The sequence below is a fragment of the Actinoalloteichus caeruleus DSM 43889 genome, from assembly GCF_000429185.2.
GTDB classification, from domain to species: domain Bacteria; phylum Actinomycetota; class Actinomycetes; order Mycobacteriales; family Pseudonocardiaceae; genus Actinoalloteichus_B; species Actinoalloteichus_B caeruleus.
On sequence record NZ_AUBJ02000001.1, the window covers coordinates 465,271 to 484,878 of the forward strand.

At 73.7% G+C, this 19,608-nt stretch carries 7 protein-coding genes and 1 pseudogene; 4 read left to right on the forward strand and 4 right to left on the reverse strand.

All coding sequences use genetic code 11. The features are described 5' to 3' along the window. Window positions 1-58: 58 nt before the first annotated feature. Window positions 59-5,089 (reverse strand): non-ribosomal peptide synthetase, encoded by a 5,031-nt coding sequence (locus tag G443_RS01935; protein ID WP_026420691.1) that lies wholly within the window; start codon window positions 5,087-5,089, stop codon window positions 59-61. An 11-nt stretch (window positions 5,090-5,100) separates the two neighbouring features. Next, window positions 5,101-6,294: a cytochrome P450 gene (locus G443_RS01940; protein ID WP_051314402.1), complete on the reverse strand. Its 1,194-nt coding sequence runs from the start codon at window positions 6,292-6,294 to the stop codon at window positions 5,101-5,103. Between the two features lie 470 nt (window positions 6,295-6,764). Here G443_RS01940 and G443_RS01945 point away from each other — a divergent pair, with 470 nt between their 5' ends. From G443_RS01945 to G443_RS01955, 3 genes are read left to right on the forward strand one after another with little or no spacing between them, the layout of a single operon-like run. Further along, a complete protein-coding gene (locus G443_RS01945; protein WP_026420689.1) occupies window positions 6,765-9,896 on the forward strand; it encodes a non-ribosomal peptide synthetase in 3,132 nt (1,043 codons plus the stop codon). Between the two features lie 7 nt (window positions 9,897-9,903). Continuing rightward, a complete protein-coding gene (locus G443_RS01950) occupies window positions 9,904-12,348 on the forward strand; it encodes a class I adenylate-forming enzyme family protein (protein WP_026420688.1) in 2,445 nt (814 codons plus the stop codon). Continuing rightward, the gene (locus G443_RS01955; protein WP_035293188.1) at window positions 12,345-12,617 is read left to right on the forward strand and encodes an acyl carrier protein; all 273 of its coding nucleotides are present in this window, start codon (window positions 12,345-12,347) and stop codon (window positions 12,615-12,617) included. Before G443_RS01950 ends, G443_RS01955 begins: the two co-directional genes overlap by 4 nt. 394 nt (window positions 12,618-13,011) lie before the next feature. On the opposite strand, the pseudogene G443_RS01960 reads toward G443_RS01955, so the two are convergent. Continuing rightward, window positions 13,012-13,773: pseudogene (locus G443_RS01960) on the reverse strand (beta family protein); the annotation flags it as partial. 638 nt (window positions 13,774-14,411) lie between these two features. Further along, complete coding sequence (locus G443_RS01965; RefSeq protein WP_051314400.1) at window positions 14,412-17,609, reverse strand: non-ribosomal peptide synthetase; 3,198 nt, start codon at window positions 17,607-17,609, stop codon at window positions 14,412-14,414. 448 nt (window positions 17,610-18,057) lie between these two features. Between G443_RS01965 and G443_RS01970 the strand changes: the two genes are divergently transcribed. After that, window positions 18,058-19,548 carry a condensation domain-containing protein gene (locus tag G443_RS01970; protein ID WP_026420685.1) on the forward strand — a complete coding sequence of 497 codons (1,491 nt, stop codon included), beginning with the start codon at window positions 18,058-18,060 and terminating at the stop codon, window positions 19,546-19,548. Window positions 19,549-19,608: the final 60 nt, after the last annotated feature.

Genomic DNA, 19,608 nt, shown 5'->3' on the forward strand with positions numbered 1-19,608 from the left:
CTCGGGATGCGGACCGTGGCGGTAGGCCGGTCCTCGCGGGAGGGGGAGCCGGGCTGGCTCAGGCGGCACGGTCGTCGTCACCGCCCGTCACGCGGAGCAGGGCCGCGAGACCGGCGGCGGTGGTCGTCCCGAACAACGAGCGCAGTGGAACCGTCACGCCGACCAGGTCGGCCAACCTCGCGGCGACCTGGGGAACGAGCAGCGAGTGACCGCCGACGGCGAAGAAGTCGTCCTCGCCGTCCAGGTCGTCTCGACCGAGGACCTCGCGCCACGCGGCGAGCACGGCGGAGAGCCATCGGTCGGACTCGGCCGAGGTACGGGTCCGACCGCCGTGCCGAGGCCGGGGATCCGGGAGCCGCCGCCTCTCCAGCTTCCCGCTCGACGTCGTCGGCAACGCCTCGACCAACTCGAAGTACGAGGGAACGAGGGGGCGGGGCAGTCGTTCCCGCAACAGCGCCACCAGGTCGTGCTCGGCAGGAGGGCGGTCGGCGACGATCCAGGCGACCAGCACCGGTCCCGTCGACGAGCCCAGTTCCCGCAGCCCGACGGCCGCCGCCCGCACGTCGGGGTGCCGCACCAGCTGCGCCTCGACCTCCCCTGGTTCGACCCGCCAGCCCCGCACCTTGAGCTGGTCGTCCCGCCGGCCCGCGAGGGTCACCGACCCGTCGGCTCGGCGCACCCCCAGGTCCCCCGTCCGGTACAGCCGTGACCCGGGGGGCCCGAACGGGGCGGGCAGGAACCGCGCCGCCGTCAACCCGGGGGAGCCCCGGTAGCCCCTGGCCAACCCGGCTCCCGAGACGAAGATTTCCCCGACACAGCCTTCTGGCACTGGTCGCAGTCGCTCGTCGAGCACGTGGACCCCGGTGTGCCAGATCGGGACACCCCCCGAGGTGGGCCCAGCGGGCACCACCTGGGCGGCCACGCTGTCGCCGCTGGCCTCCGACATGCCGTAGAGATCCAGCAGCCGGGCCCGGGGCAAGACCTCGGTGAACCTCCTCACGAGCTCGGGACGCAGCGGTTCACCGCTGCTGATCCACAGCTCGCAACAGGACAGCCCGCCCCTGGCGGGGTGTTCCAGCAGCGCGGACAGCAGGCTGGGTACCACGGTGATCCGCCGGACGGAGTGCCGCCGCACCAGGTCGATCAGGGCCGTGACGTCCTCGGCCTCGTCATCGGTGGCCAGCACCACCCGCCCACCGTGCGCGAGTGGTCCGAGCAGTTCCGTCAGCCCGTCGGCGAACCCGATGGAACTCTTCGCGCACACGGGAACGTCCTGGCTCCACGGGTGCGCGGAGTGGAACCACGCCAACCGGTTGGTGAGCCCGCCGTGCGGACCCACCACCGCCTTGGGGCGGCCGGTCGACCCCGAGGTGTGCAGCAGGTAGGCCGCCGACTCCCGGCTGAGATGAGCCGGCGGGAGGCCGTCCTCGTCGGAGGCGGCGGGCACTCCCTCCGCCACGGCGCCGTCGACGACGATGGTGGTGGCCCCGGGAGCGCCCGGGACCGGCCAGCGGGGGTCCGAGGAGGTGAGGACCACGTCGGGTTCGATGTCGGACAGCAGCAGGGCGAGCCGCTCCTCGGGGGCGCGCAGGTCCAGTGGCATGGCGACCCCGCCGGCGCGGAACACCGCCAGCAGCGCGGCGACCATGTCGGGAGAACGGGGCAACGCGACCGCCACCACACGCTCGTCGGCGATGCCGGCGCCGCGCAGCATCCGGGTCAGGACGCGGACGAGGTCCTCCAACTCGGCGTAGGTGGTGGTGGTACCGCCGCACACCAGGGCGACCTCATCCGGCCGCAGCCGGGCCTGGTCGGCGACGAGGTCGGGCAGCGGACGCCAGGGCCCCTCGACGGGCGTCGCCGCGCGCCACTCGCGTCGCACGTCGTCGGGGCCGACGAGGAGGTCGGCGAGCGGCCGTTCCGGTTCGGTGGCGGCCGCGCGGAGCAGGTGGAGGAAGTCCTCGGCGATGCCGACGACGGTGGACTCGTCGAACAACGCGGCCGAGTAACCGAAACCGCAGCTGAGCCGCCCGTTGGACTTGACGATGCTCAGCGACAGGTCGAACTTCGACGGTGGCGCCACGCCGGCGAACCCGTCGATATCCAGTCCCGGGATGATTCCGGTCGTGTCGTCCTCGTGCTGGAGCTGGAACATCACCTGGAACACCGGGTGGTGCGTCAGGTCGCCGCCGGTGGCGAGCTCCTCCACCAGGCGTTCGAAGGGCAGGTCCTGGTGGGACTGCCCGTCGACGGCGACCTTGCGCACCCGGGCGAGCGCCTCGAGGAAACTTCCAGCCCTCGAGGAGGTCCAGCGCAGGGGTACCGGGTTGATGAACAACCCGACGAGGTCCGTCAACCGGGGGTCGGGGCGCCGGTCGAAGGGCACACCGACCACGATGTCCTCCCGGCGGTCCGCCGACCGCTGGGACAGGACCGCTCCGAAGGCGGTGAGGGTCGTCATGAACAGCGTGGCGTGCGCCCGCCTGCCCAGCTCCTCCAACGCCGATGTCAGCTCGGCGTTCACGACCAGTTCGAACTCGCCGTCCGAGCCCTCCCGCAGGTCGTGGTCGGGGTGGCGGGGGCGGTCGCTGACCAGTTCGAGCACCGGCGGCGCATCTCGCAGGTGCTCCCGCCAGTACCTCAGGTGCTCGGCCATCGCTGGGGAGGCCGTGGACCGCCGTTGCCAGACGGCGAAGTCCCCGTACTGCACCGGTACCGGTGCTGGTTCCTCCGTCCCGGGGGCGGCCTGGTAGTACTCGGCCAGCTCCCGGCGCAGCACGCCCAGCGAGGTCCCGTCGGAGATGATGTGGTGCAGAACGACGCACAGGACATGGTCCCGTTCGCCCAACCGGACCAGCGTGTGGCGCACGAGCGGTCCCGTCGCCAGGTCGAAGGGGCGGAGTTGTTCGCCGCCGACGATCCGCCGCGCCGCCTCGACGCGGTCGCCGTCGGCGGTGCTGACGTCCACCACCGGCAGCTGGACTGCCCACGGTGGCAGCACGCGTTGGTGGGGCACCCCGGCCTCGTCGGGGAACACCGTGCGCAGCGCCTCGTGGCGGGCCAGGGACGTGGAGAGCGCGGAGCGGAGCCGGTCGAGTTCCAGGGGGCCACGCAGGCGCAGGGACAGCATGTTGTTGTACATCGCGCTGTCGGGGAACATCCTGCCGAGGAACCACATGCGCTCCTGCGCGTGGGACAGCGGTGTGGGCTCCCCAGGATCCCTGGGACGCAGCTCGACCGGAGGGGGCACATCACCGACCGGTGCCTCGCCGACCCGCCGGACCCGGGCCGCCAGCTCCCGGACCGTGGGGAAGTCGAACAGCGCCCGCAGGGGCAGCTCGACGTCGAGGGCCTGCCGCAGGCGGTGCACGACCTGCGCCAACAGCAACGAGTGCCCGCCCAGCGCGAAGAAGTCGTCGCCGGGCGCGATCTCGTCCCGACCGAGGACGGCCCGCCACACCTCGATGATGGTGCGTTCGACCTCGTCCGGTGGGGCGGCCTCCGCCGGAACCACCACCTCCTCGGGGGCCGGCAGCCGGCGCCGGTCGACCTTGCCGTTGGCCGACAACGGCAGCTCGGGCAGGACGACGACGTGGCGGGGCACCATGTGCGCGGGAAGCCGTTCCCGCAGGTACGCGCGCAGCGTGTCCGGTGTCGCCGCCAGCTCCGGCCCGCCGGCGGCGACCAGGTACAGGGCCAGTGAGGGGTCATCGGTGTCCAGGTCGCGGGCGACCACCACCGCCTCGTCCACGTCGCCGCGCTCCCGGACGAGCGACTCGATCTCCGCCGGCTCCACGCGGTAGCCGTGCAGTTTGATCTGGAAGTCGGCCCGACCCAGGAACTCCAGGGTGCCGTCCGCGCGCCACCGCCCCAGGTCGCCCGTGCGGTACATCCGCGCCCCCGGTCGAGGGGAGTACGGGTCGGCGACGAAGGTGCGGGCCGTCAGGTCGGGGCGGCCGAGGTAGCCGCGGGCCAGCGGTGGACCACCGACGTGGATGACGCCGACCACGCCCACGGGGGCCAGGTTGAGGTCCCGGTCCAGGACGTAGATCCGCGATCGGGACACCGGGGTGGAGACCGAGGAGACCTCCGGCCCGACCACCACCTCGGCGGACGTCGACCGGGGGCAGGTGACGACGTTGACCTCGGTCGAGCCGTAGTGGTTGTCCAACACGGCTTCCGGCAACCCGGCGAACAGCTCGCGCACGGCGGGCGTCACCACTTGGCGGTCCCCGGTCGTGATCACCTCGCGCAGGGAGGCGACCCCCTCCGGCGCGGCGCGGGTGTACCGGGCGAGCTGGTCGAGTGCGACCACCGGGAGCAGGACCCGTTCGATGCGGTGCCGGTGGATGAGCCCGGCCACCTCTGCGATGTCGAAGCGCTGCTCGTCGTCGGCGACGATCACGTGACCCCCGGTGCTCCAGGTCGCCCACAGCTCGTAGCAGCCCACGTCGGAGGTGATGGGGAAGTAGTGCAGGACCCGGGAGCCGTGCCGGTACTGGGCGCGACTCCACTCCATCAGGTTGACCTGCGGCAGGTGTTGCATCGCGATTCCCTTGGGCCGCCCGGTGGAGCCCGACGTGTAGATCACGTACAGCAGCGAGTCCGGACCGGCGCCGCGGACCACCGGAGTTCCGGGCGCCGTCGACAGTGCCTCCAGGTCGAGTGGTGCGGTCGGCGCGTCCGTCGACGACCGCACCAGCCGTTCCGTCTCCGGCTGGTGCAACACCAGGTCCGGTCGTGCGTCGGTGAGGACGAACCGGAGGCGGTCGGCGGGGTGGTCGGGGTCGAGGGGCAGGTATCCGGCGCCCGCCTTGGCCACTCCCAACACCGCGACCGCCATCTCCACGCCGCGACGGGTGCAGACCCCGACGAGCCGTTCCGGCCCGACGCCCTGGTCCCGCAGCGTGTGCGCGAGGCGGGTGGCCAGCGTGTCCAGCTCCCGGTAACTGAGGACCCTGCCGCGCGCCTCCAGGGCCGGGGCGTCCGGAGTGGCGGCGACGTGGTGGTCGTACCAGTCCAGCACGGTGCGGGTGCTCGCGGCGGTGCCGGGGGTGGAGGGAGGGGGCTGCTTCGTCGCGTGGACCATGACGTCCTCTCTCAGGAGGCGGAGAAGGTGACCGGGAGTTCGCGGGGGCCGCGCAGCATGGGACCGAGGGTCCAGGCGATGTCTTCGGGCGGCACCGCCAACGTGAGGTACGGCAGGCGCCGGAACAGCACCCGCAGCGCGGTTTCCGCCTCCAACCGGGCCAGTTGGGCCCCGATGCAGCTGTGGACACCGTGCCCGAAACCCAGGTGCCCGCCGTCCGACCGGTCGGGCAGGAACGCGTCCGGCTCGCCGAACCTCGCCGGGTCCCTGTTGGCGCCCGCGAAGGAGATCACCACCCGGTCGCCAGGCTCGATGACCGCCCCACCCACTTCGAGGCGTTCGACCGCGTAGCGGTGCACCGAGGACTGGATGGGGGAGTCGATCCGCAGGGTTTCGTCGACCACCGCCCGCAGCGCCCGGGAGTCGGCGAGGACAGCCGGTTCCCGGTACTCGGGCCGGGTCAACAACCGCAGGACCGCCGAACCCAGCAGGGGGACGGTCGTGGTGTGGCCGGCGCCCAGCAGCACGTACACGAGGCCGTGCAGTTCCTCCTCGGAACGCAGCCGCCCCTCGTCGAGCTGGTCCAGCAGGTGGCTGAGCAGGTCCGCGCCCCGGTGGTGCCGCTTGTACCCGATGAGCGCGGCCACGTAGTCGGCGGTCTGCTTCACCGCGTCCGGGTCGTCCGCGCCGTTCAGGTCGCTGCGCATGAACAGGTCCATGACGACCTCCGGGGGGCGCCGTTCCCTTGGAGGGATCCCGAGCACCTCGTGGATCACCGCCACCGGCACCGGCAACGTGTAGCCGGGCACCAGGTCCGTCTCCCCGGCCCGCTCCATCGCGTCGACGGCCCGCGAACAGATCCGTTCGATGGCTGGCTGGTGCGCGGCCAGCGCCCGGGGCGTGAACGCGGAGGCCAGGGACCGCCGGAGCCGGGTGTGGTCCGGGGCGTCGATCCCCAACAGGTTCCCCGCCACCGGAGTGCCATCCTCCGGTGGCGCGGGGTCGGTGTTGCTCAGGCGCTCGTCGGTGAGCAGCGCCCTGCCCACCTCGTAGGAGGTGACGAACCACAGCGGGGCGGTTCCCCCCGAGGCGGGCACACTGCTGACCGGCATCTCCCGCCGCAGCCAGGCCAGGTTCGGGTAGGGGTCTGGATCGCCGGGGGCGGTGCTGCTCTCCCGCTCCCCGGAACCGTTGATCGCAGCCATCAGCTCGTCCTGTTCGCTCGTGCTGTCGTCGGGCCCGCGCGGGTGTCCGAACCGTTCCGGGAAACCGTCCGCGTGAATGCGCGAACCGGTCCGGCGGAAAACGCTACGGCTCCCGGAACGCCGCTCCCAATATCGCGGCGAAGGGAATTCGTATCCGGGTCGCGAACGGCGGACGGCGGGCGATGGTCGGTGTCACGCCGACGACGGTCCTGGTGGAAGCCTTGCCCGTCCCGCCGGCGGGACACCGCCGGGCCCGCCCGCCGGTGGTCAGGGGCACGGGAAAACGTGCCGTTCCCGCACTGTCGGCGCCGCTGAATTGCTGGGTAGCATCGGCCGCTGTCGATCCGCGAATAGCGCGGTCCCCGTGCCGTGGGGAGGTTCCGTTGGGCGAACACGCGTCGCGGGAGATTCGCGGTGCGCCGCCGGTCGGCACACCGCAGTCCCGTTCCCCGTCGGCGGTGCGCCGACCGATGTCGGTGGTGCAGCAGGGAGTGTGGCGCGCGCACCAACTCGAACCCGACGACCCTCGGTACACGGTGGCGGCGACGCTCACCGTGCGCGGCGGCCCCGACCCCGAGCTGTTCGCGGAGGCGCTGCGGGTCGTGTTCCGTGCGGCCGACTCGCTCCACGTGCGCGTCGAGGAGGACGGCGACGGCCCCTGGCTGGTTCCCGTCGACCCCGCCCGGTGGTCCCCGGACGTCGTCGACCTCTCCGACGAGACCGACCCCGCCGAGGCGACCCGGTCCTTCGTCGCCGCCGATCTCGCCCGGCCATTCGACCCCGAGACCGGTCCCCCGTTCGCCGAGACCCTGGTCGTGGCGGGCACTGGCACCGTCACCTGGTACCACCGAGCGCACCACCTGGTGCTCGACGCCACCGGTTTCGAACTGCTGCGGGAGGGCACCGAGGCCGTGTACGACGCGCTGCTCACCGGCCGCCCCCTCCCGCCGACCGCCTTCCCCGACGCGGCACGGCTGTCCGAAGCCGACATCCGATACCGCCGCTCGCGGGACCACGACCGGGACAGGCGGTACTGGACGAGCCGGTTCGCCGATCGCCCCCGTGCCGTCGGCGTCACCGCCGGTGCGGGTCGGGCGGCGGGGCGACCCCCGCGCGCCAGCACGGCGCTCCCCCCGAGCTGGAGGAACGCAGCTGGCTCCGACCTCCGGGCCGGGCCAGCCCTGTTCGTCGCGGCGACCGCCGCCTACCTGCACCGGCTCACGGGAGCGGAGGACGTGGTCCTGCGCCTGCCGATGACGGGCCGGCTGGACCCGGCCACCGCCGCGGTCCCGGGTATGGCCGCCACCGTCGTCCCGCTCCGGCTGACCGTCGGCCCGGACACGTCCTTCCGCGAACTGGAGAGCACCGCGGCCAACGAGATCCTCCGCGCGACCAGGCACCAGCGTTACGGATTGGAGGAACTGCGACGGGAACTGGGGGTCGTCCACTCGGGACGGCTCCAGGGCGGAGCGATGCTCAACATCCTGCCGTTCAACCCCGCCCCCTCCTTCGGGCCCCACCCCGCCGAGCTGGAGGCACTGGCCAACGGTCCCGTCGAGGACCTCACGATCTCGGTGCGGCCCACCGCGGACGGTGGGTTCACCCTCGACGTGGACCTCCCGCCCATCGGGTTCACCGACGAGGACGTGGCAGCCCACCGCACCCGCCTCGTGGGGCTGCTCGCCCAGCTGACCACCCACCCCGACCTGCCGTTGGCCGAGGCGGACCGACCGCCCCCGGACCTTCCGGACCCGCTCGCGGAGACGCCCCTCCCCGCAGGCGGGCCGTCCACCGTCCTGTCGGTGTTCGCGGCGACCGCCCGCCGGCTGCCCGGGCAGATCGCGGTCCGGGACGCGCGCACCAGCCTCACCTACTCCGCGTTGGACACCGCCTCCCGGCGACTGGCCGCGTCGCTCCTCGACCAGCGCCTGGACCCTGAGGACGTGGTCGCGGTCGTCCTCCCCCGCACGGTCAGCTGGTGCGTGGCGCTGCTCGCGGTACTGCGCGCCGGCGGCACCGCCCTGTCCCTTCCCGCCGAGGACGACCCCGACCAGCTGCGGGAGGCCATCCAGGAGCTGGGCGCACGACACCTGCTGACCACCGAGGAGCTGCTGCCCGGAGTCGAGCGGACGACGTCGGTGTTGCGGCTGGCGCACGACGGCGCCCCCACCCCGCCCCACGTCCACACCCGACCGTCGTCGGCGCCGGCACGGCAGGCCGCCCTCGACGCCCCCCGCATACCCCCTCGACGGGCGGCCTACCTGATCAGGACCTCGGGCTCCACCGGGCGGCCCAAGGGAGTCGTCGTGGAACACCGGTCGCTGGCGGCGCTGGCCGAGCGCCACCACGTGGCCCTGGGCGCCGGCGAACCCGGGAGGCGGCACCGCGTCGCCCACACCGCGCCGGTGAGCTTCGACGCCGCACTCGACCCGCTGGTGTTCATGATGGTCGGGCACGAACTCGTCATGGTCGACGACGCCACCCGACGGGATCCCGACCGGCTGGTCGACCTCCTCCGCGGCCGGCGGTGCGACGTCCTGTCCACCACCCCCTCCTACTTCCGGCAACTGCTGGCCGCCGGGGTGCTCGACGAACCCGACCTGGCCCTGGTCCTGCTCGGCGGGGAAGCGGTCGACCAGGCGTTGTGGACCCGGCTGCGCGCCACCCCTGGGGTGCGGGCGTGGAACCTGTACGGCCCCTCCGAGTGCACCGTCGACGCGATGGTGGCCGACACCTCGGACAGCGCCCTGGTCACTCTGGGGGGCACCGTCCCCGGATCCCACGGGTACGTGCTGGACGGGCGGCTCCGCCGGCTCGGCCCTGGGTCCACCGGTGAGCTGTACCTCGCCGGTGCCTGCCTGGCGCGCGGGTACCTCGGACGCGCGGGCCTGACCGCCGAGCGGTTCGTGGCGGACCCGTGGGGAGCGCCGGGCGATCGGATGTACCGGACGGGAGACCTGGTGTCCTGGACCCCCTCCGGGGTGTTGTCCTTCCTGGGCCGGGCCGACGACCAGGTCAAGATCCGTGGGGCCAGGGTCGAACTCGGCGCCGTCGAACGAACGTTGCTGCGGCACCCCTCGGTGCGGGAGGCGGCGGCCACCACCCGGCCCGACGCGCAGGGCGACGCCGCGTTGGTGGCCTTCGTCGTCCTCGAGACCCCCGGCGGATCGTCGTCCGGGGGCACCGGAGAGGCGAGCACGCCGCCCACCGCGGCCGAGTTGCGGACCTGGCTCACCAGGACGCTCCCCGAACACCACGTCCCGTCCCGCCTCGTCCCGTTGTCGGCCCTGCCCACCACGAGCCGGGGGAAGCTCGACCGGAACGCCCTCGCCGAGATCCCCCTGGAGCAGCAGGAACGCCCGGTCGAGCCCACCAGCGAACTGGAGGCGGTGCTGTGCGGTCTGTTCGCCGATGCCCTGTCCCTACCCGCCGTCGGAGTGCACGACGACTTCTTCCTGCTCGGAGGGCACTCGCTTCTCGCGAACCGGTTGCTGCGGGGCATCCGACGGCGGCTCGGCGTCCGCTGCACGATGCGGGCGGTGTTCGACACCCCGACGGTGGCCGGGCTGCTCGGACGTCCCGAGTTCCAGGATGCGAGGTGACCACGGCATGACCGACGACCACGCGCACCCGGCCCCCGCCCCGCCCGGCCCGACGTCACCACGCACCGACCACGCCGCCGCGGGCACGCCGTCGACACCACCGACCCTGCGGGCCTGCCTCGACCTCCTCCCAGCCGGGCTGCCGCTGGTGGACGGCCGCTCCGCCGGCGAGATCCGGGCCGACGCCGACCGGGCCGCCCAGCTGTTCACCGAGGCCGGCGTGCGGGGGAGGGTGACGGGGCTGCGCGTGCCCAACGGAGCCCCGTGGCTGGTGGCGTTGCTGGGCCTGCTCGACGCCGGAGCGGTACCGCTGCTCGTCGCGGCCGACACCCCCGTGCCGGAACTGGAACGCGTCCTGCGGCGCGCCGGTGGCGACCGTTGGGTGCGGGCGGTGGACGGCGTCGGTCGCCCGGAGCTGGAGACGACCAGCTCCGCCGGGCCGGGCGGGCCGGGGTCGACGACCACAACACCCCCGCCGCTGCTGATCAACACCTCCGGCTCGACCGGGACCCCCAAGAGCGTCGCCCGAGGTCAACGGTCCCTGCTGGTCGAGGCCGCGCACTACCGGGACCGCTTCGGGGTGCGTCGCGGTGACGTCCTGCTGCTCCCGCTGCCTCTCCCGCACGCCTACGCCCTGAGCTGGTTGGCCTGCGGGCTCCTCGTCGGCACCGACATCCGCCTGCCCGCGCCGACGGCGCTGCGCGCGGTGGACTCCGCGCTGCGGACCGAGGCCACGGTGGCCGCCCTGGTTCCCTCCGTGTCCCGGCTGCTCCTCGCCAGGGCCGGCGGCCGTCCCGCTCCGGACTCCGCGCCGCTGCGCGTCGCCGCCCTCGGAGCCGGAGCGGTGGACGCCTCGCTGGCCCGCGACTTCCCCGCCACCTACGGTGTCGGGCTGTCCCGGGTGTACGGGTCGACCGAGACGGGGGTGATCGCCACCGCGCCTCCCCACGTGCCCCCGCTGACCGTGGGCGTCCCGGTGCCAGGGACGGTGACGCGGATACTCGACGCCGGGGGCCAACCCGTTCCCCCCGGTGTGGAAGGCACCCTGTCGGTGCGGATGGATCACCTCGACGGATGGGTGGACACCGGGGACGTGGTCGTCGGCGACGACCACGGCGTGCTGACCGTGCTGGGGCGGCGGTCGACGGCGATCCGCCGAGGGGACCGCTGGGTGTCCCCCGTCGAGATCGAGGGCGTCCTGCGGGAACACCCCGAGGTGGTGGAAGCCCGTGTCACCGGTTTGCGGATCGGCGAGGCCGGGGACAACGCGGTGCTCGCCGAGGTCGAGACGACCGGTCCGGTCGCCGTCGACCCGGCGGAGCTGATGCGGTTCGCCCGGGCCCGGCTCACCCCCTACAAGCTGCCCAGCGAGATCCGCCCCGTGACCAGCCTGCCCCGGGCGTCGTCCGGGAAGGTCCTGGCCCGGCCCCGGTACCGGCCGGCGGAGCCGGCTGCCCTGCTCGCCGCGGCCAGCGCGCACCGGGTCTCCGACGTCGTGTTCGCGCTCGCGCGCTCCGGCCTCCTCGACGTGCTCGACGGCACCCGGGACGCCTTGGAGGTCGCCGCCGACACCGGGCTGCCGCCCGTCGAGGTGGAGGCGCTGCTCACCACGGCGGCCGAACTGGGACTGCTGCTCAGGGGGCCGGCCGAGGGCGGGCCGCCGCCGGGTTCCACCGGAGCGCTGGGGACGGCGATCGACGAGGAACGCCGCCGCCGCGCCGCACCGGACCTCCCCACGGCGGTGGCCCCACCACCCGGGGCGGACGCGCCGGCGGTCCAGGCGGCACGTCGGATGTCCTCGTTGCGCCGCGCCGTCCTGCTCGGCACCGCGCGGGACCGGGGCCGGCGAGCACTGGCCCGGGCCGCGCCACCCCCTGCCGCCCGGGTGTTGGAGGTCAGCGCCGACGGACCGCACTGCCTCACCACGCTCCTGGCGCACGACCCCCGGGCGTCGGGTGTGCTGGTGGACCTGGCGGCCGCCGTCGACGTCTCCGCCGTCCCCGGCCGGATCACCGTCGTCCACGAGTTCCCGGTGCCCACCGCCCCGACGCGGTGCGCGGACGAGGACTCCGTGGCAGCCGCCGACGGCTCGCGGGTCGTGGCGGGCCCGGAGGTGCGGGCGATGCGCTTCGACCTCTGCGTCGTCCGGGACGCCGTGCACCTGCCCGGGCCGGGGTCCGACGTCGCCGCGCTGCTCGCCGTGCTGCGCCCGGGCGGGACGCTGCTGGTCGACGACCTGTTCACGGAGGACCTGGGCCACGACGGCGGGGCGGCGGTGGACCGCGTCGCCAGCGGCGAGACGGCGTGGGCCAGCGCCCAGGACCTGGCGACGGGCCTGCGCCGCCTGGGGGCCGTCGAGGTGCGGGTCGGCGGCGACCACGACGGTCCGTGCCAGGTCGTCGCCCGCGCCCCCGCCACTCCCACCGGCCCGACGGAAGGACGCCCCGAGTGAACCACGACCACGACCACCTCGAGGACTCCCTGCGGGACCTCCTGGTGTCCACCCTGGAACTCGGCGGGGCACGCGACAGCGTGCCCGGGCGGGGGCTGCTCGACACCCTCGGCCTGGACTCCGTGTCCTGCGTGCGGTTCCTCCTGGCCGTGGAACGCGAGTTCGACATCGAGATCGGTGACGACGACCTCACCCCCCAACTGGTCGACGACCTCACCGTCCTGGCCGACTACGTGCGGACCCGGACCTCGCCGTCGAACACCCGGTGACCCGCCCAGCCCGGGGCGGTAACGACGCCGGCGCTGGCGCACCCGGGGCCGTCCGCGCCCGGTCGGCCTCCCGACCTGGGGGCGCCCACGTCAGCGGGGAGTTCGAGCACGGTGGGGATGCCGGTCAGGCGGGACACCCAGTGCCGCGGAGAACCCTCGATCCGCTCCTCCGTCAACGTCTGGCGTCGCCAGGCGGCGAAGTCCGCGAACCGCGTCGGCGCGGCGGCAGGTCCGGTGACAGTCCGGCCCGGTGGGCGGTGTGGGCCTCGGCCGACCGAGGCGGCGAGCCCGGTGCCCCAACCCTGCCGTCGCCCGAGGAGGTGGGCAGGACCGACCGGTGGCGCACCTGGCCACGGTGGGTCCTCGACGGCCTCCCCGCGCCGGGCGGCCGGCCTCACCGATCAGACCGGGAAACGGGGGGCGTGCCCGGTGGGTGGTGCGAGAGCCGGGCGAGGTGGTGGGAGGTCGCGTAGGCGATCCACCACTCCGCCGTACCCACCGAGATCGAAGGATCGGTCCGGCAGCGGTGGAGGCACCGGTCGCCCCAGGAGAAGCGCGGTCCCGCGAAGTCCTGGTCCTCGACCACCTCCTCGGCGACCTCGCGGAAGTACTGTTCCATCGCGCCGCTCGGGACCACGAGCCCTTTCCTGCCCGGTATGCGGCGGGCGACGGTCAGCCGGTGTCGGCGCAGGCTGTAGTGCAGGTAGGGGTTCGGTTGAGCCCGAGGGGACGGCCCGGAAGGGGGTAGCGGCGCGGGGTGGACGGCGCCGTAGTCGCCGTACCCGAGCGGGATGTCCAGTTCGGCGCGGACGTCCTCCCACAGGTCCACCTCGGCCAGGCGGTCGACCTCGCGTTCCCGTCCGCTCCGCGTCCGCGGTGTCGAACCGGCCACCAGCGTGATCGAGGCCAACGGGACCTCAGCCGTCACCCACCGCCCCAACGAGACCACCCCTCGGACCCGCCGGGGTTCCACCCGCCCCACGAAACCCTCGTCGAGGACGAGGTGCAGCGAACTGGTGGGGAGCCCCAGACCGGCGCCGAGGGTGCGCAACCGTTCGACCAGTCGCGACGGGTCCTGCTGGGAGGCGGAGCGGCAGCGGACCACCACCGGCCGCGCCTGGTGCTCCAGCAGGTTCCGGATGCGCCGCCGTTCCCGCCGCCGGCCGCCGCCGCCACGACGGGGACGAGGGGCGGGGCGTCGAGCCTGAACAGCCCGAACGCATCCTCGATCAGCCGTTCGAGTTCGCCGAGCGGGTCGCCCAACCGGGCCAGGTCACTGCCCGGGTCCAGGTGAGCGGGGTCGATCCACAGCGGACGTCCGTCCCACGCCGCCCGCACGGCCGCGTCGACGAGCTCCGTCCTCAGCTGCGGCCCGTCCCGGCCGAGCTCCACCAGGATGTCGACAGGCCTTCCCGTCACCGGTGTCTCCTGGAGTGCCCGGAGTTCCCCCAGCCTGCACTTCGCCACGAGCAGCGCGCCCGCCTCGGCCGTCATGACGGGAAGGCGGTGCCGAACCCGTCCGACGAGGTGGCCGCACCCGAGCACGGTGGAGGATGATCCTGGGAGCGCCGACGCCGTCCAACCATGCCCGCGTCCTCTCCCGGCCCCTCGGGTGGGGCCGCGATCGTCAGCTCTGGTCCCTGCCCTGACCTCCAGGTTCCCAGGTGGTCGCGTCGACCTCGATCGGCCGAACGGGTGCGGCAGCAGGACGTGGGCGGGCCTGGCCCGCGGTCGGCCCGCATGGACCCCACACCACCGGCGCGTGGTGGTGCGGAGGGTACCCGGCCGGGTCCGTCACGTCCCCGCCTCGGCGGTGAGTTCCGCCAGGACCCTCGCGCGCACCGCCGCCGCCTGCGACGCCACCGTCCGGTGGTCGAACACGTCGCGGACCGTCAGGTCCACGTCGAAGATCTCCCCGAGGCGGGCGGCGAGGCGGGCGGCGGCCAACGAGTGCCCGCCGAGGGCGAAGAAGTCGTCGTGCACCCCCGGGGGCGCGGAGGTGAGGACCTCCGCCCAACACCCCGCGATCAGTTCCTCACCCTCGTCCCGGGGAGGCACGGACTCCACCACCGCGGTGGCGGGTTCGGGCAGGCGGGAGCGGTCCACCTTGCCGCTGCTCGTCATCGGCATGGTGTCCACGGGCAGGATGACGGTGGGCACCAGGTGTTCGGGCAGCCGGGCGCGGGCGTGCTCCGCGAGCTCCGCCACGGCGACGTCCCGCCGAAGTTCGACGTGGGCGACGAGGACGTCACCCCGACCGGAGGCTCCGACGACGGCCATCCGGACAGCGGGGTGCGCCAGCAGCACGGCCTCCACCTCGCCCGGCTCGATCCGGAACCCCCGCACCTTGACCTGCCGGTCGGTGCGGCCGTGGAACCGGAGTTCCCGACCCCACCAGCTGACCCGGTCTCCCGTGCGGTACATCCGTCCCCCGCTGGGCCCGAACGGGTCGGCGACGAACCGGGCCGCCGTGCCCGTCGGGTTGGCGACATAGCCCCGGGCCACCCCCGAGCCGCCCAGGTACAGCTCGCCGGGCGTCCCGTCGGGAACCGGGCGGAGCCACCGGTCGAGCACGTAGCACCGCACACCGGGAACGGGAGCGCCGATGGTCGTCTCGCCCCAGGGGGCCCGCAGGGCGCCACCGGCGGTGGCGACCACGGTGTTCTCGGTCGGCCCGTAGTGGTTGACGACCTCGATGTCGGCGCCCCTCGCCTCCCGTGCGTGCAGGACGTCGCCGCCGGTCAGGAGCCGGCGCAGCCCTCCCCGGGTCAGTACCGGGTGGTCGAGCAGGGCCTCCGCCAGCGGGGTGGGCGCGAACGCCGAGGTGACGCCACGGTCGGCGAGGTACGCGGCGAGCAGGTCGGGTCTGGCGAGCACGTCGTTCGGGGGCACCTCCAAGGCCGCTCCGGCGACGAGCGCGGGCCAGATCTCCCAGGCAGCGGCGTCGAAGGACACGCGGGCGAGTTGCGCGGTGCGCTCCCCTGGCCGGGGGCGGTACCGGTGCAGGTGCCACCGCACGAGACCGCCGAGGGTGCGGTGGGAGACCGCCACCCCCTTGGGGTGGCCCGTGGATCCGGAGGTGTAGACGACGTAGGCCAGGCAGTCGGGGTGCCCCACCTCGGACACGGCTGGCAGGGGAGGGGCGGCGACCTCGGCCGCCTCCCCGTCCGGGTCAACGACGACACCGGCGGCGTCGACCGCCACCACCGGTGTCGTGGGGAACCGGTCGGCGGTCGCGAGGTCGGTGACCACGCTCGTCGCGCCCGCGTCGGCGAGGACGTGGCGCAGGCGGGCCGACGGTAGTGCGGGGTCCAGCGGGACGTACGCGCCGCCCGCGCGCAGCACCCCGACGAGGGCGGTGACGAACGCGGCTCCCCGGGGCAGGCACACGGCCACCACCCGCTCCGGTGCGGTACCGAGGGCGGCGAGCCGTCGCGCCACCCGTTCGGCCCGTGCGGCCAGCAGCCGGTACGTCAGCTCCACACCACCCGCCGACACCGCCACCCGGTCCGGGTGGCGGGCCGCCGCGCGCGCGACGAGGGCGGTGACCGTGCCCTCAACGGCACCCTCGGGGTCCGGTGCGGAACCCGCGCATCCACGCTCGAGCAGTTCCCGCCGCTCCGGCTCGTCGAGCAGCGGGATGCGCGACAGCGGGAGGGTCGGGTTGCCCAACGCCGCGACCAACAGCCGCGAGTAGCGTTCGGCGAACCGGCGTGCCCAAGCCCTGGTGAACACGCCCGTGTCGTGGACGACACCGACCGACAACCCCTGGTCGGTGTACCGCAGGTGCGTCTCCAACTCGAAGTGGGCGGCGACCACGGGCGGCGGCAGCAGGGTCGTGTCACACCCGGGGAGGCGGAGCCCGCCCCCACCGGTGTCCGACCGTTCGTCGGTGACGTCGAACCAGTGGCGGAACAACGGGTTGTCCTCCCCGGACCGTTCCAGTCCGAGCCCTGCCACCACCTCGTCGAAGGGGAGTCCCTGGTGGTCGTGGGCGTCGAGCACCCCGTCACGCACCCGCGCGGACAACTCCACCAGCGACGGGTCCCCCGCCAAGCTGGTCCGGATCGCCACCGTGTTCACGAAGCACCCGAGGGTGTCCTCGACATCCGGGTCGAGCCGGCCGTCCGCGGCCGTGCCGACCACCACGTCCTCGACACCCCCCAACCACCCGAGGAGGAACGACTGCACCGCCATGCCCACGGCGAACGGAGTCACGCGGTGCCGCCGTGCGAACTCCGCCAACGCCGCGTCGAGGGCAGGTGGGAGCGGGAGGACCACCTCGGCCCCCGCCGGTCCGTCCGCCCGGCGGGACGCCACGTCCGGGGTGAGGCTGAGCACCGCGGCACCGCTCAGTTCCTCCCGCCAGTACGCGAGGTCCTCCGCGTCGTCCTCGGTGTCGCGGGCGGCGGCCTCCCGGGCCGCGTGCTCGAGGTACCCGACCCCGGCCGGCGGGAGCTCAGCTCCTCCGCCCCGCGCGGCGGCGTAGCCGGCGGAGAGCTCCGCCTCCAGGGTCGGCCTCGACCCGCCGTCGAAAACCAGGTGGTGTGCCGCGAACAGCAGCAGGGCGCGTGTGTCCGTCAGCCTGTACAGGACGACCCGGACGAGGGGCCCCGTGAGCGGGTCGAACGGGGCGGCGACCTCGTCCAGGACCCGGCGCCGGGCCTCACCCCGAGCGTCGCCGGTGCCCCGCAGATCCGCCACCTCCAACCGGACCGCCTCGGCCGGCCCGAGCCGTTGACCCGGCCAGCCCCCGTTCATGGTGATCCGGATCCGGAGCACCTCCTGCCGGGACGCCAGCGAGCGCACCGCCTCGGCCAGCGCCGGGACGTCGAGCTCCCCGGTGATCTCGTACAGCGCGGGCACGGTATAGGCGTCGCCCAGGCCGAGCTGGTGCAGGAACCACAGCCGCCGTTGCGCCGACGACAACGGGAAGACCGTGCCCTCGGCCGCCGTGTCCGTCGGCCGACAGGTCGTTGTGTCCTCTGTCACGGGATACCTCGAGAAGACGTGGGCCTCACCCGGGAGCGAACACGGGTTCGGCCGGAAAGCGAGGATTCCCGCGGTGCTCGGGTGTGGACGGACGGGGGAAACGTGCTCAGCCTACGAATGTCCCCCCTGCCCCCGGAACGGCGAGCAACCGCGACTTCCCGCTCAGCCGCGCCCCCGGGGGACTCCGAGAACCGCGAGTCGTCCCGCCGGCGGGACAGGACGGAATGGCCATCCTGTCCAGCGACAACGACGTCGGGTCGTCGGACGGACCTCGGCGCGTCCCCGCTGGTCGGCCTGGCGGCCGCTGGCGTGGGGAAAAGGCTCCTTCCCACCATTTCCAGCATCGGAGAATCCGCCCGGTGCTTCCTATGCTGGCCCGGATGGTGGCTTTCCGGCGCGCGGCGCGGAAGGAACACCGGGAGCGCGATGGGAATGAGGAGCCTCGGACGTGAACCAAGCGCAGGAATCCGGAAACGCGACCAGCACCGCCGGAACCGTCGAGGAACTGCTCCAGCGCCGAATGGCGGGACGGGCACGGCGCGAACGGACCAGTATCGGGTCCGTCACGCGGGCCAACCCTCCGCGGCTCTCCTACGAACAGCGGCGGTTGTGGTTCCTCGACGGGCTGGTTCCCGGCAGCGTCGCCTACACGGTGCCCAGCGTCACCCGGTTCCGGGGCCCGTTGGACCTGCCCGCGCTCCAGTCGGCGGTCGCGGCGGTGGTGGCACGGCACGAGGCGTTGCGCGCCCGGTTCGACGAGGCGGCGGGCGAACCCTTCCACCGCGTCGACGAGGACGGCGGAACGGAGTTCACCGTCGAGGACGTCGGCGGGCACCCCGATCCGGAACGCCGTGCCAGGGAACTGCTCGCCGACGACCACGACGTCCCCTTCGACCTGCGGACCGGGCCCCTGCTGCGCACGCGGGTGCTGCGGCTCGCCCCCGAGGACCACGTGGTGTCCACCGTGTTCCACCACATCGTCTTCGACCGCGACTCGCTGGCGATCTGGAACGCGGAACTCGCCGAGGCCTACACCGCCCACCGGGCCGGACGGTCACCGGACCTGCCGCCGCTGCCGGCGCAGTTCGCGGACTTCGCCGCTTGGCAACGCCAGACGTTGACGGAGGAGCGGATCGAGGGTTCTCTGCGGCACTGGGTGTCCCGCCTGACCGGAATCCCCACCGTGCTCGAACTCCCCGCCGACCGCCCGCGCCCCGACCTGCCCTCGCACCGCGCAGGCGCACTCGACTTCGTGGTGCCCGGGGAGGTGTCGGACCGGGTGCGCGCGCTCGCCGAACGCCGGGGTACCACCGTGTTCACCGTCACCCTGGCCGCCTGCCACGTCCTGCTCGGCCGCTACACCGGTCTGTCCCACGTCCTGACGGGTTATCCGAGCAACGGTCGGACCGAGGTCGAACTGGAAGGCATGATCGGGTTCTTCGCCAACTCCCTGCCCGCCCACGGCGACCTCTCCGGGGACCCCACTTTCGAGGTCCTGCTGGACCGGACGCACGACGCCCTGCTCGACGGCCACCAACACCGTGCCGTTCCCTTCGACCGCCTGGTCGACCGGCTCGTCCCCATCCGGGACCTCAGCCGCAACCCGCTGGTCCAGGTCTGGTTCGACGTGGCGACCGGGGGCGGGGGGACGACGGCGTCCCTGCCCGGTGTCGAGGCGACCAGCTTCGACGTGGGCTCCTCCCACACCCGGTTCGACGTCGAGATCCACGTGGAGGACCACCGGCCAGCCCCGTTGGAGGGCCGCGTCTTCTACGCCCAGGACCTGTTCGAACCCGAGACCGTGCGCCGTCTCCTGCACCACTACACCGTGCTGCTGGCGTCGTTGGTCACCGAACCGGGCAGGCGGATCTCCCGCGCTGAGCTGTTCGACCGGGCGGAACGGGAACGTCTGCTCGCCTGGGGGGCCGCCCCGGTCTGACCAGGCGGGTCAGGTCGAGCCCGCGGGGCAGGAGACGCGGCCGTAGGGGAACGGCAAGCA